Raw genomic sequence first — 14360 nt, 5'->3', positions numbered from 1 at the left:
CGCTCAAGTTTCAGGCGCCTGGGGGTGGACACTTGTCCACCGTCGGGCGCTAGTCCGGGAGCGTTCCGGTCTGCCGCAACGCCTCGGCCAGCGCGATGGCCGCGCTGGTCGCGACGTTGAGCGAACGGACCTGCTCGCGCATCGGCAGACGCACCTTCGCATCGCTCGCCTCGACCACATGGTCGGGCACGCCCGCGCTTTCCTTGCCGAACAACAGCACGTCGTCGGGGCGATATGCATAGTCAAAAGCCGATTGCGTCGCCTTGGTGGTAAAGAGCACCAGCCGCCCCTCCCCCAGCGTCTCGCTGAAAGCAATAAAGTCCGCGTGCCGCACGACCTCGACATGGTCGATATAGTCCATGGCTGCGCGGCGCACGCGGCGATCGTCCCATTCGAACCCCATTGGTTCGATCAGGTCTATTCGCGCACCCAAACAGGCACAAAGCCGCATCACCGCGCCGACATTTCCTGCAATTTCGGGTTCGAACATCGCGATGCGCATGGGATCAGATCAGCCGCCCAGATATCACGAGGAGACCGAACCGTTCATTGCAGCCGTTCTCAAGCGGCCCAACCAAATCGCATTGCGCCAACATCAGGCATTCCCCACGACGAAACAGGCGGCGGCGACCAGTGCCCCCGTCCAGCGATTGGCGCGGAAGCGGTCGAGCGGGTTGCCGGGGTCCTCTCCGTTGAGCGTGGCGACCTGCCAGACAAGGTGCCCTGCCGCGGGCAGCAGCGCGAGCAGCGCGACCCAGTCGGCGCGGTAGAGCCAGAAGGCCAGCGCCCACAACGCGACGGCACCGGCATAGAACAGCGCCACCCCGCCCTGCACCCGCCCGCCCAATCGAAGGGCGCTCGAGCGGATGCCGACCAGCGCATCGTCTTCGCGGTCCTGCATGGCGTAGATCGTGTCGTAGCCGATGACCCACAGCGCTGCACCCGCATACATCGCTGCGAGCGCGTCCCAATTGTCGGCGCGCAGCTGCGTCCAGCCGACCAGCAGCCCCCAGGTGAAAACCATGCCCAGCCATGCCTGCGGCCACCAGGTGATACGCTTCATGAAGGGATAGGCGGCCACCAAGCCGACGCTGGCCAGCGCGACCCCTTGCGCGAGCGGGCGCAACTGCCACAGCACGAGCAGGCCGACGGCGCACAGCGCGAGCAGCCAGGTCCAGGCGAGCTTCTTGGAGATCCGCCCGCTCGCCACCGGGCGCACCGCAGTGCGCGCCACCTTCCGGTCGAGATCGGCATCGACGATATCGTTATAGACACAGCCCGCCCCACGCATGGCAATGCTGCCCAGCAGCATCCAGCCCAGCAGTTCGAGCTGCCAGCCCGCGCCGGTCAGCCACACACCCCAGGCGCAGGGCCAGAACAGCAGCCACCAGCCGATCGGCCGGTCGAACCGCGCCAGCTGCGCCAGATCGCGCGGCAATTGCGGCAGGCGCGCGACGAGGCCGCTATGTTCGCTGTCGGGGACGATGGTTTCGGACATCCAGTGCCCCCTAAACCAATCCGTCATTCCCGCGAAGGCGGGAATCCCGCTTTTTGCGGCATGCATCCAAAGGCGTCGCAGGATCCCCGCCTTCGCGGGGATGACGGAAGGAAAGAATGTCGCTAGCTGCCGGATCATGCCCGCAACCCCCGCCTGGCCGCCCAAGAGCGCCCCGCGCCTGTTCGTCGAACAGGAACTTGCCGCCGACGCCCCCGTGCAGGTCGAAGGAAACCAGGCGCATTACCTCGCCAAGGTGATGCGCGTCTCGCCCGGCGATGCGGTGATCCTGTGCGACGACATTACCGGCGAATGGGCTGCCGAAGTGGTCGAGGCGGGCAAGCGGCACGTCCTGCTCGAACCCAGGCAACACCTGCGCCCCCGCGAACCGGTGCCCGATTTCTGGCTCTGCCCGGCGCTACTGAAGAAAGACCGCTTCGACTTCGTGCTCGAAAAAGCGACCGAGCTCGGCGTCGCGCGCATCGCGCCCGTCGTCACCCGGCGCTGCGTTGCGGACAAGCTCAATGCCGAACGTGCCGATACCATCGTCACCGAGGCAGCCGAGCAATGCGCGCGCACCGCGCTGCCCGAAATCGCCCCCGTTGTAAAGCTCGACCCGCTGCTGCGCGACTGGCCGCAGGAACGCCACCTGTTCTTCGCCGATGAGGAAGGGGGCGAACCGGCTGCCGATGCCTTCTGCTATGCCGAGGGGCCGGCGGCGCTGCTGGTCGGACCCGAAGGCGGTTTCGACGATGCCGAGCGCGCCGCGATCCGCGCGCATCCCACCTCGGTCGCGATCAACCTCGGCCCGCGTATCCTGCGCGGTGAGACCGCAGTGATTGCGGGTATCGCGATCTGGATGGCCGAGGCGGGCGACTGGCTCGGCGAAGATTAATTTCCTTTCCACGCAAGGTTCGGTTGCCTATCGCCACTCGTCATGAGCACGCGCGAGACGTCCGGGGCAGAGGATCCCATCATAGAATCCCGCGACCAGTTGGTCGCTCCGATGCAGCGCGGCGAGAAGCCGAAGCACGCCTGGCGCATCGGCACCGAGCACGAAAAGCTGGTCTATTGCCGCAAGAGCTTTCGCGCGCTTTCCTATGACGAGCCCGGCGGAATCCGCGATATCTTGCTGAGTTTGAAGGAGTTCGGCTGGAAACCAATCGAGGAAGGCGGCAAGGTCATCGCCATGAGCGGCGAGGATGGCACGGTCAGCCTCGAACCCGCCGGCCAGCTCGAATTGTCGGGCGCGCCGCTCGAAAATCTGCACGACACCTGCGCCGAGACGGGGCGGCACCTGGAACAGGTCAAGGCAATCGGCGAGCGGTGCGGAGTCGGCTTCCTCGGCCTCGGCATGTGGCCCGACAAGACCCGTGAAGAATTGCCCGTCATGCCCAAGGGGCGCTACGAAATCATGATGCGGCACATGCCGCGCGTGGGCAGTCTCGGCCTCGACATGATGCTGCGCACATGCACCATCCAGGTGAACCTCGACTATGGCTCCGAAGCCGACATGGCGCAGAAATTCCGCACTGGTCTCGCGCTTCAACCGCTCGCCACCGCCCTGTTCGCCAATTCGCCCTTCACCGAAGGGAAACCCAACGGTTACCTGTCGTACCGCTCGCACATCTGGAGCGACACCGATCCGCACCGCACAGGCATGCTGCCTTTCGTGTTCGAGGACGGCTTCGGCTACGAACGCTGGGTCGATTACATGCTCGACGTGCCGATGTATTTTGTTTTCCGCGAGGGGAAATACATCGACGCCGCAGGCCTTAGCTTCCGCGATTTCCTGGAGGGAAAGCTGGAAGTCCTGCCGGGGGAAAAACCGACCGAAGCCGATTGGTGGGACCACCTCTCGACCGCATTTCCCGAAGTGCGGCTGAAGAGTTTTCTCGAAATGCGCGGCGCCGATGGCGGGCCTTGGAGTCGCATCTGCGCGCTTCCCGCCTTCTGGGTCGGCCTGCTCTACGACCAGGGCGCGCTCGATGCGGCCTGGGATCTGGTAAAGCACTGGACGATGGAAGAGCGCGAGGAACTGCGCAATGCCGTGCCGAAGCTGGCGCTGGACGCGTCGATCCCCGGCGGCGGCAAGCTGCAGGACCTCGCGAAAGACGTGCTCGCGATCGCCCGCGCCGGGCTGGCCGCGCGCGGACGCCTCAACACCTCGGGCGACAACGAGACCGGCTTCCTCGAAACGCTCGACGAGATTGTTGCCAGCGGCAAGGTCCCGGCACAGACCTTGCTCGATCGCTATCATGGCGAGTGGGGCGGCGATATCAAACGCGTCTACAAATACAGCTTTTAGTGGACTGAGGGAGACAGGCGATGATCCAGATCAGCGGAACGATCAAACTGGGGCGCTCGATCGATGCCGCCACGCGCAAGGCGATCGTCGAGATGGTGCGCGCCAGCCGCGCTGAAGACGGCTGCCTCGACTATACCTTCGCCAGCGACATCGCCGATCCCGATACGCTGATCCTGTTCGAACGCTGGCGCGACCGCGCGGCACTGGATGCGCATGGCCAATCGGAACACATGGCCGAATTCCAGAAGGTCATGGCCGCCAATCCGCCACAATCGCGCGATCTGAGAATCTACGAAACCGACGACGGCCAGCCGCTCGGCTGATTATTCTGCCGGCTGCTCGGTGAGCACCTGCCGCGGCTTCACCCGATTCCACAGCCGCGTCAGCGGGGCGGTCAGGAGACCATGCTGCGCCATCCATGCGTGGTATTCGCGATACTTCTGATCCTCGGCAAGCAGGTGCGCTTCCTCGGTCTTGGCGCGCCAGAGATAGATGCCATTGACTACCAGCAGGAAGAAACAATTGCGGATCGCCTCGACCGGCGAACCGCTGGTCACGAGGAACGGCAGCACCGCCGCCCACCAGAACAGGTTCTTCGACACATAGGCCGGGTGCCGCGTGAAGCGGTACGGTCCGTTGGTCAGCACGCCGCGATAGGTGAGGTTAGAAAACCGAAGGCCGAAGGCGAAGGTCGCCCAGGCATAAATCCCGGTGAGGAACACCAGCAGCGCACCCCATAGCGCAATCAACGTGTCGTTGCCCGCCATCCAGTGGAGCCAGCCCGCCGTGTCATGCTCGTAATTGATCGCCTTGCCCCCGCCCAGAATGCCCCACATGATCGGCGGATAGCAGACCAAGGCCGCAATCCAGCCGCCCAGCAGCGGATTGCCCGAGCGGATATGCGCATCGAGCGGGCGCATGGTGACTATATAGCCGACCGTGCCGATCATAACATCGATCATGAACATCGCCTCGATGATCGTCAGCGCGATGCGTTCGGGCCGCGCGGCGATCTCGACGAAATCGGCGGTCACGATATTGCGGTAGGCGAAGGGAATAATCGAGATCATGAAGGCGGTGAAGAAGGCCTTGATGATCCACGTCTGCCAGTGCTTCCTCACCTCCGCCATGTCCCAGCCGGGCCGCATCAGCAACAGCGCGCCGAAGTGCCAGGCGTGGTCGCGCTGGTTCACCAGAGCGCGGTCGATCCAGAAAACATAGGGCACCGACAGCACCACCAGCGGGAGCGCGGCATAGCCGAGCACCTGCATCGAGAAGAGATACTGCCCCTCCCAATACCAGCGGCACAGGCAATAGAGACCGGCGATGATCGCCCAGGTGGCCCACAGGCCGGCCAGCTTGACCCAGGTCGCATGGCGATCCGGTGTGCGATTGCGGACGAGCGACCAGTCGAGGCCGGTCGACGGACGCAAATGCACCTTATCGACGAAGATCGACCAGGCCGCCATCGGAATAGCCGCGGCGAGCAGGCCGACGAGCGCGGAATTGCGCCCGCCCAGCGTATCGCGCGGCACCGACCAGTCGAAGACCTCGGCAATATCGGGAAAGGCACGCGCGAAAGCCACCCAGGCAAACAGCCCGGCAAGGCCGACCAGCCCCACGGCCGAGGAAACATCGCTCGTTGGCCGTGCGAGGGGTGCTTGCTCCGTCGCGTTCATGACCGCCCTTCGTTAGCCCAGATTGGTTAACATGGCGGTCACGCTAGCACGAAAATCAGCGGAAGGCGGTAATCCGGCCGCTGTCGTCGAGGATGTAGAGCGTGTTGTTCGCCACGACCGGCGCCAGCGACACCGGTTGGTCGAGGTCGGTGAACAGGCTTGCCGAACCCTCGCCCGTGCTGATGCGATAGACCTCGCCGCGCGAATTGACCGCCCAGAGATTGTTCCCCGCCAGCACCGGGCCAGACCAGAAGATCGGGCCTTCCTTGTCTTCTTCGTCGCGCCAGCGCGGCAATTGGGTCAGCCAGCGCACCTTGCCCGTCGAGCGCGCGATGGCGAGCAGGCGCGCATCGTCGGTCAGCGTGAATATCCATTCGCCAGCGATGGCCGGGGTCGAAATCCCGGCGAGATTGAGCTCCCAGATGCGCTGGCCGGTAACCAGTTCGTACGCCGCCATGCGGCCGCCCTGGCCGAGCGCATAGACGCGCCCGCTGTCGATGATCGGATCGGCATCGATATCGGTCAGCGATCCAACCTGCGTCGAGATCGAGGTGCGCGCGAGGGCATCGGCCCACAGGACACGACCGTTTTCGTAGCGATAGGCATTGAGCTCACCCGAGCTGTAGCCTGCGATAACAGTACCCTGCCCGGCTGCCGGTGCTGCCACGCCGAACACACCGGCCTGCGTCGAAGAGCCCGATTCCTGCCACTGGATCGAACCATCGGCTGCATCGAGCGCGAAGATCTGGTTGTCCTGCGTCATCACGAAAACCGACCCGAAGGCGATCGTCGGCGAACCCCGGAGGGGGCCCGAGGGCTTGACCTTCCACAGTTCCGAACCCGTCTCGGCATCGAGCGCGATAACGTCGCCCGCGCCGTCGGTCATGTAGACGCGGCCATTGTCATAGCTTGCCCCGCCGCCGAAGGCCGATGGCCTCAAGTCGCTCTCGAGTCCGGGATCGTAGGACCAGCGGCGCGCGCCCGTTTGCGCGTCGAACGCCGCAAGCGTGCCGTCGCCACCTACCGCGAACAGCATGCCGCCGCCCACGACCGGCGATGCACCCAGCCGCCGACGGTTTGTCGCGCCTTCGATATCGACGCTGAAGGCACGGATCGGATTGCTTGCCAGGGCCAGATGACCATAGGACTTGCCGGCATTGCCACCGGCCTGGGCCCAGGCCTCGTTCGCCTGCGCGGGCGGCAATACCACCGAAACGCCTGCCAGCGCGGGGTCGACTTCGGCGCCGGTCTGGATGCGCGACAGGATCGGCTGACGCTCGCCCATGGTGGGCGTGACCTTCTTGTCGTCGCCGCCGCCGAAAAGGCCGCCACTGCAGGCTCCAAGGCCGATCGCCAGTGCCGCTACGATTGCGGTGCGCGGTAGGTTGGTGGACTTCATCTGTATCCTCGTTCCGTATTTCTGGCGGGCCGCAATCGGCCTATTCGGTCGTGGCCGCGGCGTTTTCGCCTTCGGCCGGATCGCGTTCGACCCCTTGTTCCTCGAGCAGCGCATCGACATCCTCGATCGCATCGACACCCAGCACGCCGGCCATCTGGCGCGCGCGCGAGCGGATCGATTCCGGCCCGTTGTCGTCCTTGGCAATCTCGGCAAAGAGGGCGCCCGCTTCGGCACGCTGCCCCTGATCGAGGTAGGCATGCGCGACCAGCTCGCCGGCGCTGGCGAAATAGGGCTCGCCCGGGACCGCGAGCGGCTTGAGCGCAGCGATTACCTCCGCGCTCGACATGTCGTCGTAGTTCAGTGCCACGCCGCGCAGGCGCGCCAGATCGCGGAAGGCAGGCGCGGCATCCTCGTTCTCGGCGACGCTCTGGAACAGGCTGGCGGCCACCTCGGTATCGCCGCGCTGTTCGGCAATCCCCGCGCGCACCATCGCAGCGACCACGGCGGCGCCCGCGCCATCCTTGCCGGCGAGTTCCTCCAGCCGGTCGAACCCGCTGTCGAGATTGCCCGCCTGGATCTGGTCGAGCGCACCCACCAGCGCTTCGGAATCGCGCTCCATCTCGGCTTCCTGGCGACTGTCCCAATAGAGATAGCCGCCGAAAGCGACGAGGCCGGCGATCAGCAGACCGAACAGCGGCTTGCCCCAGGCTTCGAGGAACGCCTCGGCATCGCTCTGGCGGACGGCTTCGTCGACTTCGCGAACCAGCGCTTCCTGCTCGGCATTCGCCTGCCTGGAGCGTTTGTCGTCGCTGGACTGCTTCTTCTTGGGTGTCAGGGCCACTGGGGCGGGCTCCATCTGGATAGATATCGGTTTGCGCGGCTCTTTAAGGACAGGTGCGGGCAAGGGCAATGGTCGGCAAAGCCTGTCCCCGCCCGCGTGAATGCGGGCTGAAAGGTCTCACAGCTCGATTCGCATCGCGCTCGAATAAAGGCGGCGATAGGTCGAGATCATCTTCGCCTCGTCGAATTCCGCCACCGCCTTGGCGCGATTGGCTTCGCCGACCTCCTTGCGCAGATCCTTCGAGACGGCCAGCTGGACCAGCGCCATACCCAGCTCCTCCTCATAGCCCGGCGGCGTGACGAACTCGGCATTCGGTTCGGCAACCATGCTTGCGATGTCGCCCACGGCGGGCGCCACGATCGGGAGACCGGCCGCCATGGCCTCGACCACGGAAAGGGGGAACTGCTCGGAATCGCTCGACAGCGCGAAAATGTCGAACAGGCCGATCACGCGCGCGGGATCGTCGACCGCGCCGGGCAGGTGGACGCGGTGGTTGATCTCCAGCCGATCGGCCTCCGCCAGGATCGCATCGCGCGCATCGCCCTCGCCCAGGATGACGAGCTGCCAGTTGTCGGCGAGTTGGGAAAACACGCGCACCAGCCGCGGCAGGTTCTTGATCGTCCGCAGGCCGGCCAACGTGCCCACCCACAGCTCACCCGGATGCTTGATCAGCCGCAGCGCGTCCCTTTTGGGCCGCATGGCGAAAGACTTTGTGTCGATGCCGTTGGGTATGCGCTTCACCCTGCCCAACGGCTGCTGCCAGTCGACCAGCGCGATTTCTTCGAGCCGCTCCGAAGGGACGACCAGCCCCGAAGCCTTGCCCAGGGCGATCCGGCGATACCAGGTGCGGCCGGTCTTGAGCTTCTTCAGCTCACTCTCGTCGAAACCGTCCTCGTGATGGATCAGCGGCGGGAGATTGTGCAGGTCCTTGAATAACGTATGCGCCATGACGGCATCCATGGCGCCCCAGTTATAGGTGCAAACGAGGTCGAAGCCCTTCATCGCCTTGGCGAGCTTCTGCAGGCGCCCAGGCGTCGGGCGTCCCTTAAGGCTGGGAAAATCGGGCTGAATGCGCGCATCGATGGATTTGGCGATACGATCGGCAGCGCCCAGCCGATCCGGTTCGGCGGACACGATCGTATGCCGCGCCTTCTTACCGAAAGCGTTGATCAGTTGGACCGTGCGCAGTTCCTTGCCACCGGCAGCGAAAGTGGATTGCAAATGCATGATATGCGGCACCGCGCCGCCGCGCGCCCGGTTCACGCGACCCGCGCCAGAAGTCGGTCGATGGCAGCGCGCGCCTCGGGCTCGTCGAGCGTCGGCGCGTGGCCGACCCGGGGAATGACCGCACTATGCGCATCCGGCGCGATTTTTCGCATATCGGCAAAGCTGCGCTCCGACAGCAGGGTCGACAATTCGCCTCGAAGCAGCAGCAGCGGCTTGTCCTTGAGCGCTTCGAAAGCCGGCCACAGGTCGACCGGCGCAGCGGCTTCGGGGCTGGCGAGGATCGGTTCGGCTATCTTCATGTCGTAATCGAAGGATATCCGGCCGTTGTTGCACAGCGTCATGGTGCGCTTGGCCATGGCGATCCACGCCTGGATGTCGAAGGCCGGGAAAGAGGGACCATGCACCTCCTCCAGCGCGCGTGCGGCGTGCATCCATGTCGGAAAGCTGCGGCCTTGGCCGACATAGGTCTTGATCGTGTCGAGCCCGGCAGTTTCCAGCACCGGCCCGATGTCGTTGAGCACCGCCCCCGCAATCCGCTCGGGCTGTTCCTGCGCCAGCAGCATCGTCATCAGCCCGCCCATCGACGTGCCGATGGACACGAAGCTGTCGATACCTTCCTGCGCGAGTAGCGCCAGCAGGTCCTCGACATAGGTCGCCAGAGCGTAACTGTCCGATTCTTCCGCGTAATCGCTGTCCCCGCGCCCGCGCATCGAAGGCACCAGAACGCGCCAGCCCTGCCCCGCGATATATGGGGCGAGATCGTCGAAATCGCGCGCATTGCGCGTCAGCCCATGCAGGCAGATGACCGGCGGGCGATCCCCTGCGGTCCCATATTCGCGGAAATGGAGGGTGAGACCGTCGGCGCTCTGCCAATGGCGGTCGGTAAAGCTGGTATCCATGTCTAGCGGCGAAAACCTTAGTCGCTTGGCGTTCCTGCCCTTGTATCGGGCCGTATTGCCGCTCACTATCGCCGTATGCGCGCCGAACCGCAAGCCGCGAGCTATCGCCCCAACACCCCTATCACCACACTTGCCGACTGGATCGGCGACGCGGTGGAGCCGGCCGAGTTTCCGAAAAGCCAACTGCGCTTCCGGAACGATCGCCATGCTGCAAGCGTGGGACTGGCAGAATTGTCGGACGAAGAATGGCTGCGACATTTCGGTCGATTCGAGCCCTTGCCGGACAATCTCCCCCGCCCGCTCGCGCTGCGTTATCACGGACATCAGTTCCGCGTGTACAATCCCGAAATCGGCGACGGGCGCGGCTTTCTTTTCGCGCAGTTACGCGATGGCGCGGACCGCCTGCTCGACCTCGGCACCAAGGGCTCGGGCCAGACGCCGTGGAGCCGCGACGGCGACGGCCGGCTGACCCTCAAGGGCGCGGTTCGCGAAATTCTCGCCACCGAAATGCTCGAGGCGCTCGGCGTCTATACCTCGAAGACCTTCAGCGTGGTGGAAACCGGCGAGCAATTGTGGCGTGGAGACGAACCGAGCCCGACTCGATCGGCGGTGATGACGCGGCTCAGCCACGGGCATATCCGCATTGGTACCTTCCAGCGCCTGCTCGCAATGGAAGAGCGCGAGCCTATGGCGCAACTGGTCGACTATTGCCTCGCCCAGTTCCCCGGACCGCCCCCGCCCGGGGATGCGCCGGGATGCGACGAACCGGCGGTGCGCCTGATGCACCTGGTGGTCGAGCGGCTGGCCGATCTTTCCGCCGCATGGATGGTGGCCGGCTTCGTCCACGGCGTGCTCAACACCGACAATATGAATGTCTCCGGGGAAAGCTTCGACTATGGACCGTGGCGCTTCCTGCCACGCTGGGATCCGGGCTTCACTGCCGCCTATTTCGATCACCAGGGCCTTTACGCTTTCGGTCGGCAACCCGAAGCGCTGCACTGGAATTGCGGCCAGTTCGCCGTGGCCCTGCGGTTGCTGGCCGATGCCCCGCCGCTGATTGCCGCGATGGAGCGGTTCGGGCCGCTCTACGCGGAAGCAGTCGGCAGGCGCTGGTGCTGGCGCATGGGGCTCGCGCCGCGCGATGCCGAATCCAACGGCAAACTCGTGGGAGCCTGTGAAAAGGCCATGAACGAGAGCGGCATTGCCCCCGACGAATTCTTCTTTTCCCACCGGGCGGGTCGCAATGCCGGGGGCGATCTCGCCGAAGTGCTCCAGGGATTCGAACCGATCTCCGACGATCATCCCTATTGGGACGAGGATGCCCCGCAATCGATGCTGATCGAGGAAGTCGAGGCGATCTGGGCGGCCATCGCAGAAGACGACGACTGGCAGCCGCTGCACGACAAGGTCGCTGCCCTGCGCCGGATGGGCGATGCCCATGGCAATGCACCGGCCCCGGCAGGCCATCCCCGGCCGCAATCGACGACTTGAATTGACGCGGCGCGCCTAACCCACCACTTAGGCTGCGTTTCGAGAAGCCACAGGACATTAGATACGTAATGGCGACCGATCTGGTCTCAACCGAACCCGCAACCGGCTGGGAAATCTGGCACGGCAAATCCGGCGATGTCGACGCCGCCGTCGAACGCGCCCGCAAGGCGATGCGTGACTGGGCGCGCGAACCGCTCGGCCGCCGGATCGAATTCATGCGGCGCTTCGCCAACCAGGTGCGCAAGCATGCCGATCCCTTCGCCGAACTGATCGCCCGCGAGACCGGCAAGCCCTTGTGGGAAGCCCGCACCGAAGTCGAGGCGGTCATCGGCAAGGTCGAGATCTCGATCACCGCCTATGCCGAACGCACGGGCCAGAAGAAACTCAACAGCGCGCTGCAGGGCACCGCCGCCGTGCGGCATAAGCCGCATGGGGTGATGGCGGTGCTCGGCCCCTACAATTTCCCAGCCCATCTGCCCAACGGGCACATCGTCCCGGCGCTGATCGCGGGCAATGTGGTGATCTTCAAGCCAAGCGAGAAAACGCCGGCTGTCGGCGAGTTTCTCACCCGCTGCTTCCACGAAGCCAAGGTGCCCGAAGGCGTGGTGCAGTGCATCCATGGCGGCGTCGAAGTCGGCCAGGGGCTGGTCGAACACTGGATGGTCGATGGCGTGCTGTTCACGGGTTCGGCGCGCGCCGGCATCGCGATCAATCGCAAGCTGGCGTCCGATCCGGGCAAGATCGTCGCGCTGGAAATGGGCGGCAACAACCCGATCGTCATGCTCGACACGCCCAAGGTCGAGGATGCGGCGGCGACCATCATCCAGTCGGCCTTCACCACCGCCGGCCAGCGCTGCACGGCGGCCCGGCGCCTGATCGTCGTCGATTCGATGTTCGACAAGATCGTGCCTGCGGTGAAGGCGCTGGCCGAAAAGCTGATCGTCGACGAACCCTTCGCCGATCCGCAGCCCTTCATGGGCTGCGTGATCGACAATGCAACGGCCGATCTGCTGACCGAAAGCTTCGTCGCGCTGATGAGCCGCGGCGGCAAGCCGATCATGCATATGAAGCGGCCTGACGAGAAACTGCCCTTCCTCACGCCCGCGATCCTCGATGCTACCGAGATTCACGAACGCCCCGACATCGAACTGTTCGGCCCGCTGTTGCAGGTCGTCCGGGTGGCCGATTTCGACGAGGCGATCTACGAGGCGAACAATACGCGATACGGCCTTTCGGCCTCGCTCATCGGCGGGAAACCGGAAGATTTCGAACTGTTCTGGAACGAGATTCGCGCCGGTATCGTCAACTGGAACCGCCCCACCAATGGCGCTTCATCGGCCGCGCCCTTCGGCGGCGTGGGCCTGTCGGGCAACCATCGCCCGGCGGCCTATTACGCCGCGGACTATTGCGCCTATCCGGTCGCCAGCAACGAAATGGGCCAGCCGCGCGCGAGCATCGGCGTGGGGATCAAGGAAAGCTGAGTTCAACTCAGTCGGTGGTGACGAGATCGATTTCGGTCACGCCTTCGGGCAGGCGCCGTCCATAGACGACATAGGCCGCATCGCCCTTGGTCCCGCTCAGGATGTTGTCGCCCGCGCTGGTGACGTGTTCGACGCTGAACCCGGCGCCCCTGGCACGGGTGTAATAGAATGCGAGCACCTCATCGAGGGGGACCGGCGTGAGAAAAGAAACCACTCTCAGCGCACATTCGCCCTCGTCGGTCCCGGCGGCTTCCTGCGTATTGCCGCGCGGATAGACGGGGAAAGCGGCAGGCAATTTGGCGGCCCAGGCCGAAGAATATTCTACCTTGTCGCCGCAATTCTCGCCGCCCGGCGCGACTGCTGCGCGTGCTGCGGCCACCATGGCCTGGCTTGGCGCCGCACCTTCGCCGAGCGCCGTGGCAGTAGGGGCGGACACAAGCTCGCCGCGGCCGCCGACCAGTTCGGCAGCGCGGCTGCGCGCAGCCTCGACCGCACGCGGCGACTTGTCGATATTGGGAATCGCGGCATTGCCCGTGCCCGACAGCGCGGCATTCGCCTCGTTGCGGCCGGCAAGATCCGGATCGGTCATCAGCTCATCGTTGAGAGCCTGTTCGCTGGCCGGGTCCATAGCGTCGCCTGCCGCCTCGTCCTCGGCCGTATCGCCGCAGCTCGCAAGCAGAGCGACGGGGACGAGAGAGGCGAGCAGGCGACGTTTCATGGGTATACCTTCAGCTTGGGAACACGAACGGCATAAGGCCGGAGTCGCCAGGACTTCCAGCCTCTCGACATGCCCTGCACCATAGCGGGACATGCGCTTGGACAAAAGCTAAAGGGCGCCGCCCGCCTCCGGAATGGAGGACGGACGACGCCCGCACGGCTCGGTGGGGAACCGTGGTTTCCGACCGTGGGTGGGCACGGCCGGAACTCGCAAAAGGGTTAGCCGCAGCGCGTTCGGGAACGGTCGATCGAGCGGCCGAGCAAGGCGCCCGCTGCCCCGCCTAGGATCGCGCCAAGCGTTCGGTCTCCACCGCGCCCGGCGATTTCGTGACCGAGCAGCGCGCCGACCCCGGCACCGACCAGCAGGCCGGTGGTGCCATTGTCGCGGCGGCAATAATAACGCCCGTCACGCCCGCGCCAGATACGCGTGTTCGCGCGAACAGGCTGGCCGTAATAGCGGTCGTAGCCCATGTAATAGGGCCGCGATTCGTAGCGCCGGTCGTCGCGGTAATCTCTGTAATCCCGGTAGTCCCGGTAGTCCCGGTAGTCCCTATAATCCCGATAGTGGCGATGATGACGATGGCGCTTGTGTTCGTAGGTCATGTCCCCGGTAACGGTGGCATGCGCGCCCTGCGTCGCGTGCAGCGCGGGGGCTGCGCCTGCCGGCACCGCAAGGGCAAGGCCCGATGCGGCCAGCGCCATCGATGCAGTCTTGAAAAACTTCGACACGGCTTCGTCCTTCTGGTTGGGGCTGGCCACCACAGCCACGTTGTCGATGCCGTTAAGCTTTACGCCCTCGAAGCTGAACCGAATGCAACGGCAT

General features: G+C 64.9%; 14 protein-coding genes. 5 read left to right on the top strand and 9 right to left on the bottom strand.

Features of this window, described 5'->3' with window-relative positions; all coding sequences use genetic code 11:
- Nucleotides 1-49: 49 nt before the first annotated feature.
- Nucleotides 50-502 carry a tRNA (cytidine(34)-2'-O)-methyltransferase gene (locus tag ACQY4G_RS10045; RefSeq protein WP_421990665.1) on the bottom strand — a complete coding sequence of 151 codons (453 nt, stop codon included), beginning with the start codon at nt 500-502 and terminating at the stop codon, nt 50-52.
- Nucleotides 503-595: 93 nt separating this feature from the next.
- A complete protein-coding gene (ubiA, locus tag ACQY4G_RS10040; RefSeq protein ID WP_421990663.1) occupies nt 596-1498 on the bottom strand; it encodes a 4-hydroxybenzoate octaprenyltransferase in 903 nt (300 codons plus the stop codon).
- A 136-nt stretch (nt 1499-1634) separates the two neighbouring features.
- Here ubiA and ACQY4G_RS10035 point away from each other — a divergent pair, with 136 nt between their 5' ends.
- Genes ACQY4G_RS10035 through ACQY4G_RS10025 form a run of 3 tightly spaced genes read left to right on the top strand, consistent with a single transcriptional unit; the run spans nt 1635 to nt 4126 of the window.
- On the top strand, nt 1635-2390 hold the full coding sequence (locus ACQY4G_RS10035; protein WP_421990661.1) for a 16S rRNA (uracil(1498)-N(3))-methyltransferase: 756 nt from the start codon (nt 1635-1637) through the stop codon (nt 2388-2390).
- 42 nt (nt 2391-2432) lie between these two features.
- On the top strand, nt 2433-3803 hold the full coding sequence (locus ACQY4G_RS10030) for a glutamate--cysteine ligase (protein WP_421990659.1): 1371 nt from the start codon (nt 2433-2435) through the stop codon (nt 3801-3803).
- A gap of 20 nt (nt 3804-3823) precedes the next feature.
- Nucleotides 3824-4126, top strand: coding sequence for a putative quinol monooxygenase (locus ACQY4G_RS10025; RefSeq protein ID WP_291169855.1), 303 nt, complete (start codon nt 3824-3826; stop codon nt 4124-4126).
- Here ACQY4G_RS10025 and ACQY4G_RS10020 read toward each other — a convergent pair whose 3' ends face one another.
- The 5 genes from ACQY4G_RS10020 to ACQY4G_RS10000 form a co-directional block, all read right to left on the bottom strand.
- On the bottom strand, nt 4127-5482 hold the full coding sequence (locus ACQY4G_RS10020) for a methyltransferase family protein (RefSeq protein WP_421990657.1): 1356 nt from the start codon (nt 5480-5482) through the stop codon (nt 4127-4129). It lies immediately after the preceding gene.
- A 55-nt stretch (nt 5483-5537) separates the two neighbouring features.
- Nucleotides 5538-6881 carry a PQQ-binding-like beta-propeller repeat protein gene (locus ACQY4G_RS10015; RefSeq protein WP_291169852.1) on the bottom strand — a complete coding sequence of 448 codons (1344 nt, stop codon included), beginning with the start codon at nt 6879-6881 and terminating at the stop codon, nt 5538-5540.
- A 40-nt stretch (nt 6882-6921) separates the two neighbouring features.
- A complete protein-coding gene (locus ACQY4G_RS10010; protein WP_291169850.1) occupies nt 6922-7722 on the bottom strand; it encodes a tetratricopeptide repeat protein in 801 nt (266 codons plus the stop codon).
- Between the two features lie 117 nt (nt 7723-7839).
- Nucleotides 7840-8949: a glycosyltransferase family 4 protein gene (locus tag ACQY4G_RS10005; protein WP_421993614.1), complete on the bottom strand. Its 1110-nt coding sequence runs from the start codon at nt 8947-8949 to the stop codon at nt 7840-7842.
- A gap of 32 nt (nt 8950-8981) precedes the next feature.
- The gene (locus ACQY4G_RS10000; RefSeq protein ID WP_421990655.1) at nt 8982-9914 is read right to left on the bottom strand and encodes an alpha/beta fold hydrolase; all 933 of its coding nucleotides are present in this window, start codon (nt 9912-9914) and stop codon (nt 8982-8984) included.
- A gap of 9 nt (nt 9915-9923) precedes the next feature.
- On the opposite strand from ACQY4G_RS10000, the gene ACQY4G_RS09995 reads away from it, so the two are divergent.
- A complete protein-coding gene (locus ACQY4G_RS09995) occupies nt 9924-11339 on the top strand; it encodes a protein adenylyltransferase SelO family protein (protein WP_421990653.1) in 1416 nt (471 codons plus the stop codon).
- 68 nt (nt 11340-11407) lie between these two features.
- Complete coding sequence (astD, locus tag ACQY4G_RS09990) at nt 11408-12820, top strand: succinylglutamate-semialdehyde dehydrogenase (RefSeq protein ID WP_421990651.1); 1413 nt, start codon at nt 11408-11410, stop codon at nt 12818-12820.
- A gap of 7 nt (nt 12821-12827) precedes the next feature.
- On the opposite strand, the gene ACQY4G_RS09985 is transcribed toward astD, so the two are convergent.
- Both ACQY4G_RS09985 and ACQY4G_RS09980 read right to left on the bottom strand, forming a co-directional pair.
- Nucleotides 12828-13538: a hypothetical protein gene (locus tag ACQY4G_RS09985; protein WP_421990649.1), complete on the bottom strand. Its 711-nt coding sequence runs from the start codon at nt 13536-13538 to the stop codon at nt 12828-12830.
- Between the two features lie 218 nt (nt 13539-13756).
- Nucleotides 13757-14266, bottom strand: a complete 510-nt coding sequence (locus ACQY4G_RS09980) for a glycine zipper 2TM domain-containing protein (RefSeq protein ID WP_421990647.1) — start codon at nt 14264-14266, stop codon at nt 13757-13759.
- Nucleotides 14267-14360 lie beyond the last annotated feature (94 nt).

It is taken from the genome of Qipengyuania sp. (genome assembly GCF_965277845.1).
GTDB lineage: Bacteria > Pseudomonadota > Alphaproteobacteria > Sphingomonadales > Sphingomonadaceae > Qipengyuania.
This window is presented reverse-complemented; position numbering and strand designations above follow the sequence as displayed.

Bases quoted from the DNA above. Each gene is read 5' to 3' on its own strand.
- astD (WP_421990651.1), top strand. From the start codon at position 11,408: ATGGCGACCGATCTGGTCTCAACCGAACCCGCAACCGGCTGGGAAATC.
- ACQY4G_RS10035 (WP_421990661.1), top strand. From the start codon at position 1,635: ATGCCCGCAACCCCCGCCTGGCCGCCCAAGAGCGCCCCGCGCCTGTTC.
- ACQY4G_RS10045 (WP_421990665.1), bottom strand. From the start codon at position 502: ATGCGCATCGCGATGTTCGAACCCGAAATTGCAGGAAATGTCGGCGCG.
- ACQY4G_RS10020 (WP_421990657.1), bottom strand. From the start codon at position 5,482: ATGAACGCGACGGAGCAAGCACCCCTCGCACGGCCAACGAGCGATGTT.
- ACQY4G_RS09985 (WP_421990649.1), bottom strand. From the start codon at position 13,538: ATGAAACGTCGCCTGCTCGCCTCTCTCGTCCCCGTCGCTCTGCTTGCG.
- ACQY4G_RS10025 (WP_291169855.1), top strand. From the start codon at position 3,824: ATGATCCAGATCAGCGGAACGATCAAACTGGGGCGCTCGATCGATGCC.
- ACQY4G_RS10015 (WP_291169852.1), bottom strand. From the start codon at position 6,881: ATGAAGTCCACCAACCTACCGCGCACCGCAATCGTAGCGGCACTGGCG.
- ACQY4G_RS10030 (WP_421990659.1), top strand. From the start codon at position 2,433: ATGAGCACGCGCGAGACGTCCGGGGCAGAGGATCCCATCATAGAATCC.
- ACQY4G_RS09995 (WP_421990653.1), top strand. From the start codon at position 9,924: ATGCGCGCCGAACCGCAAGCCGCGAGCTATCGCCCCAACACCCCTATC.
- ACQY4G_RS10005 (WP_421993614.1), bottom strand. From the start codon at position 8,949: ATGCATTTGCAATCCACTTTCGCTGCCGGTGGCAAGGAACTGCGCACG.
- ubiA (WP_421990663.1), bottom strand. From the start codon at position 1,498: ATGTCCGAAACCATCGTCCCCGACAGCGAACATAGCGGCCTCGTCGCG.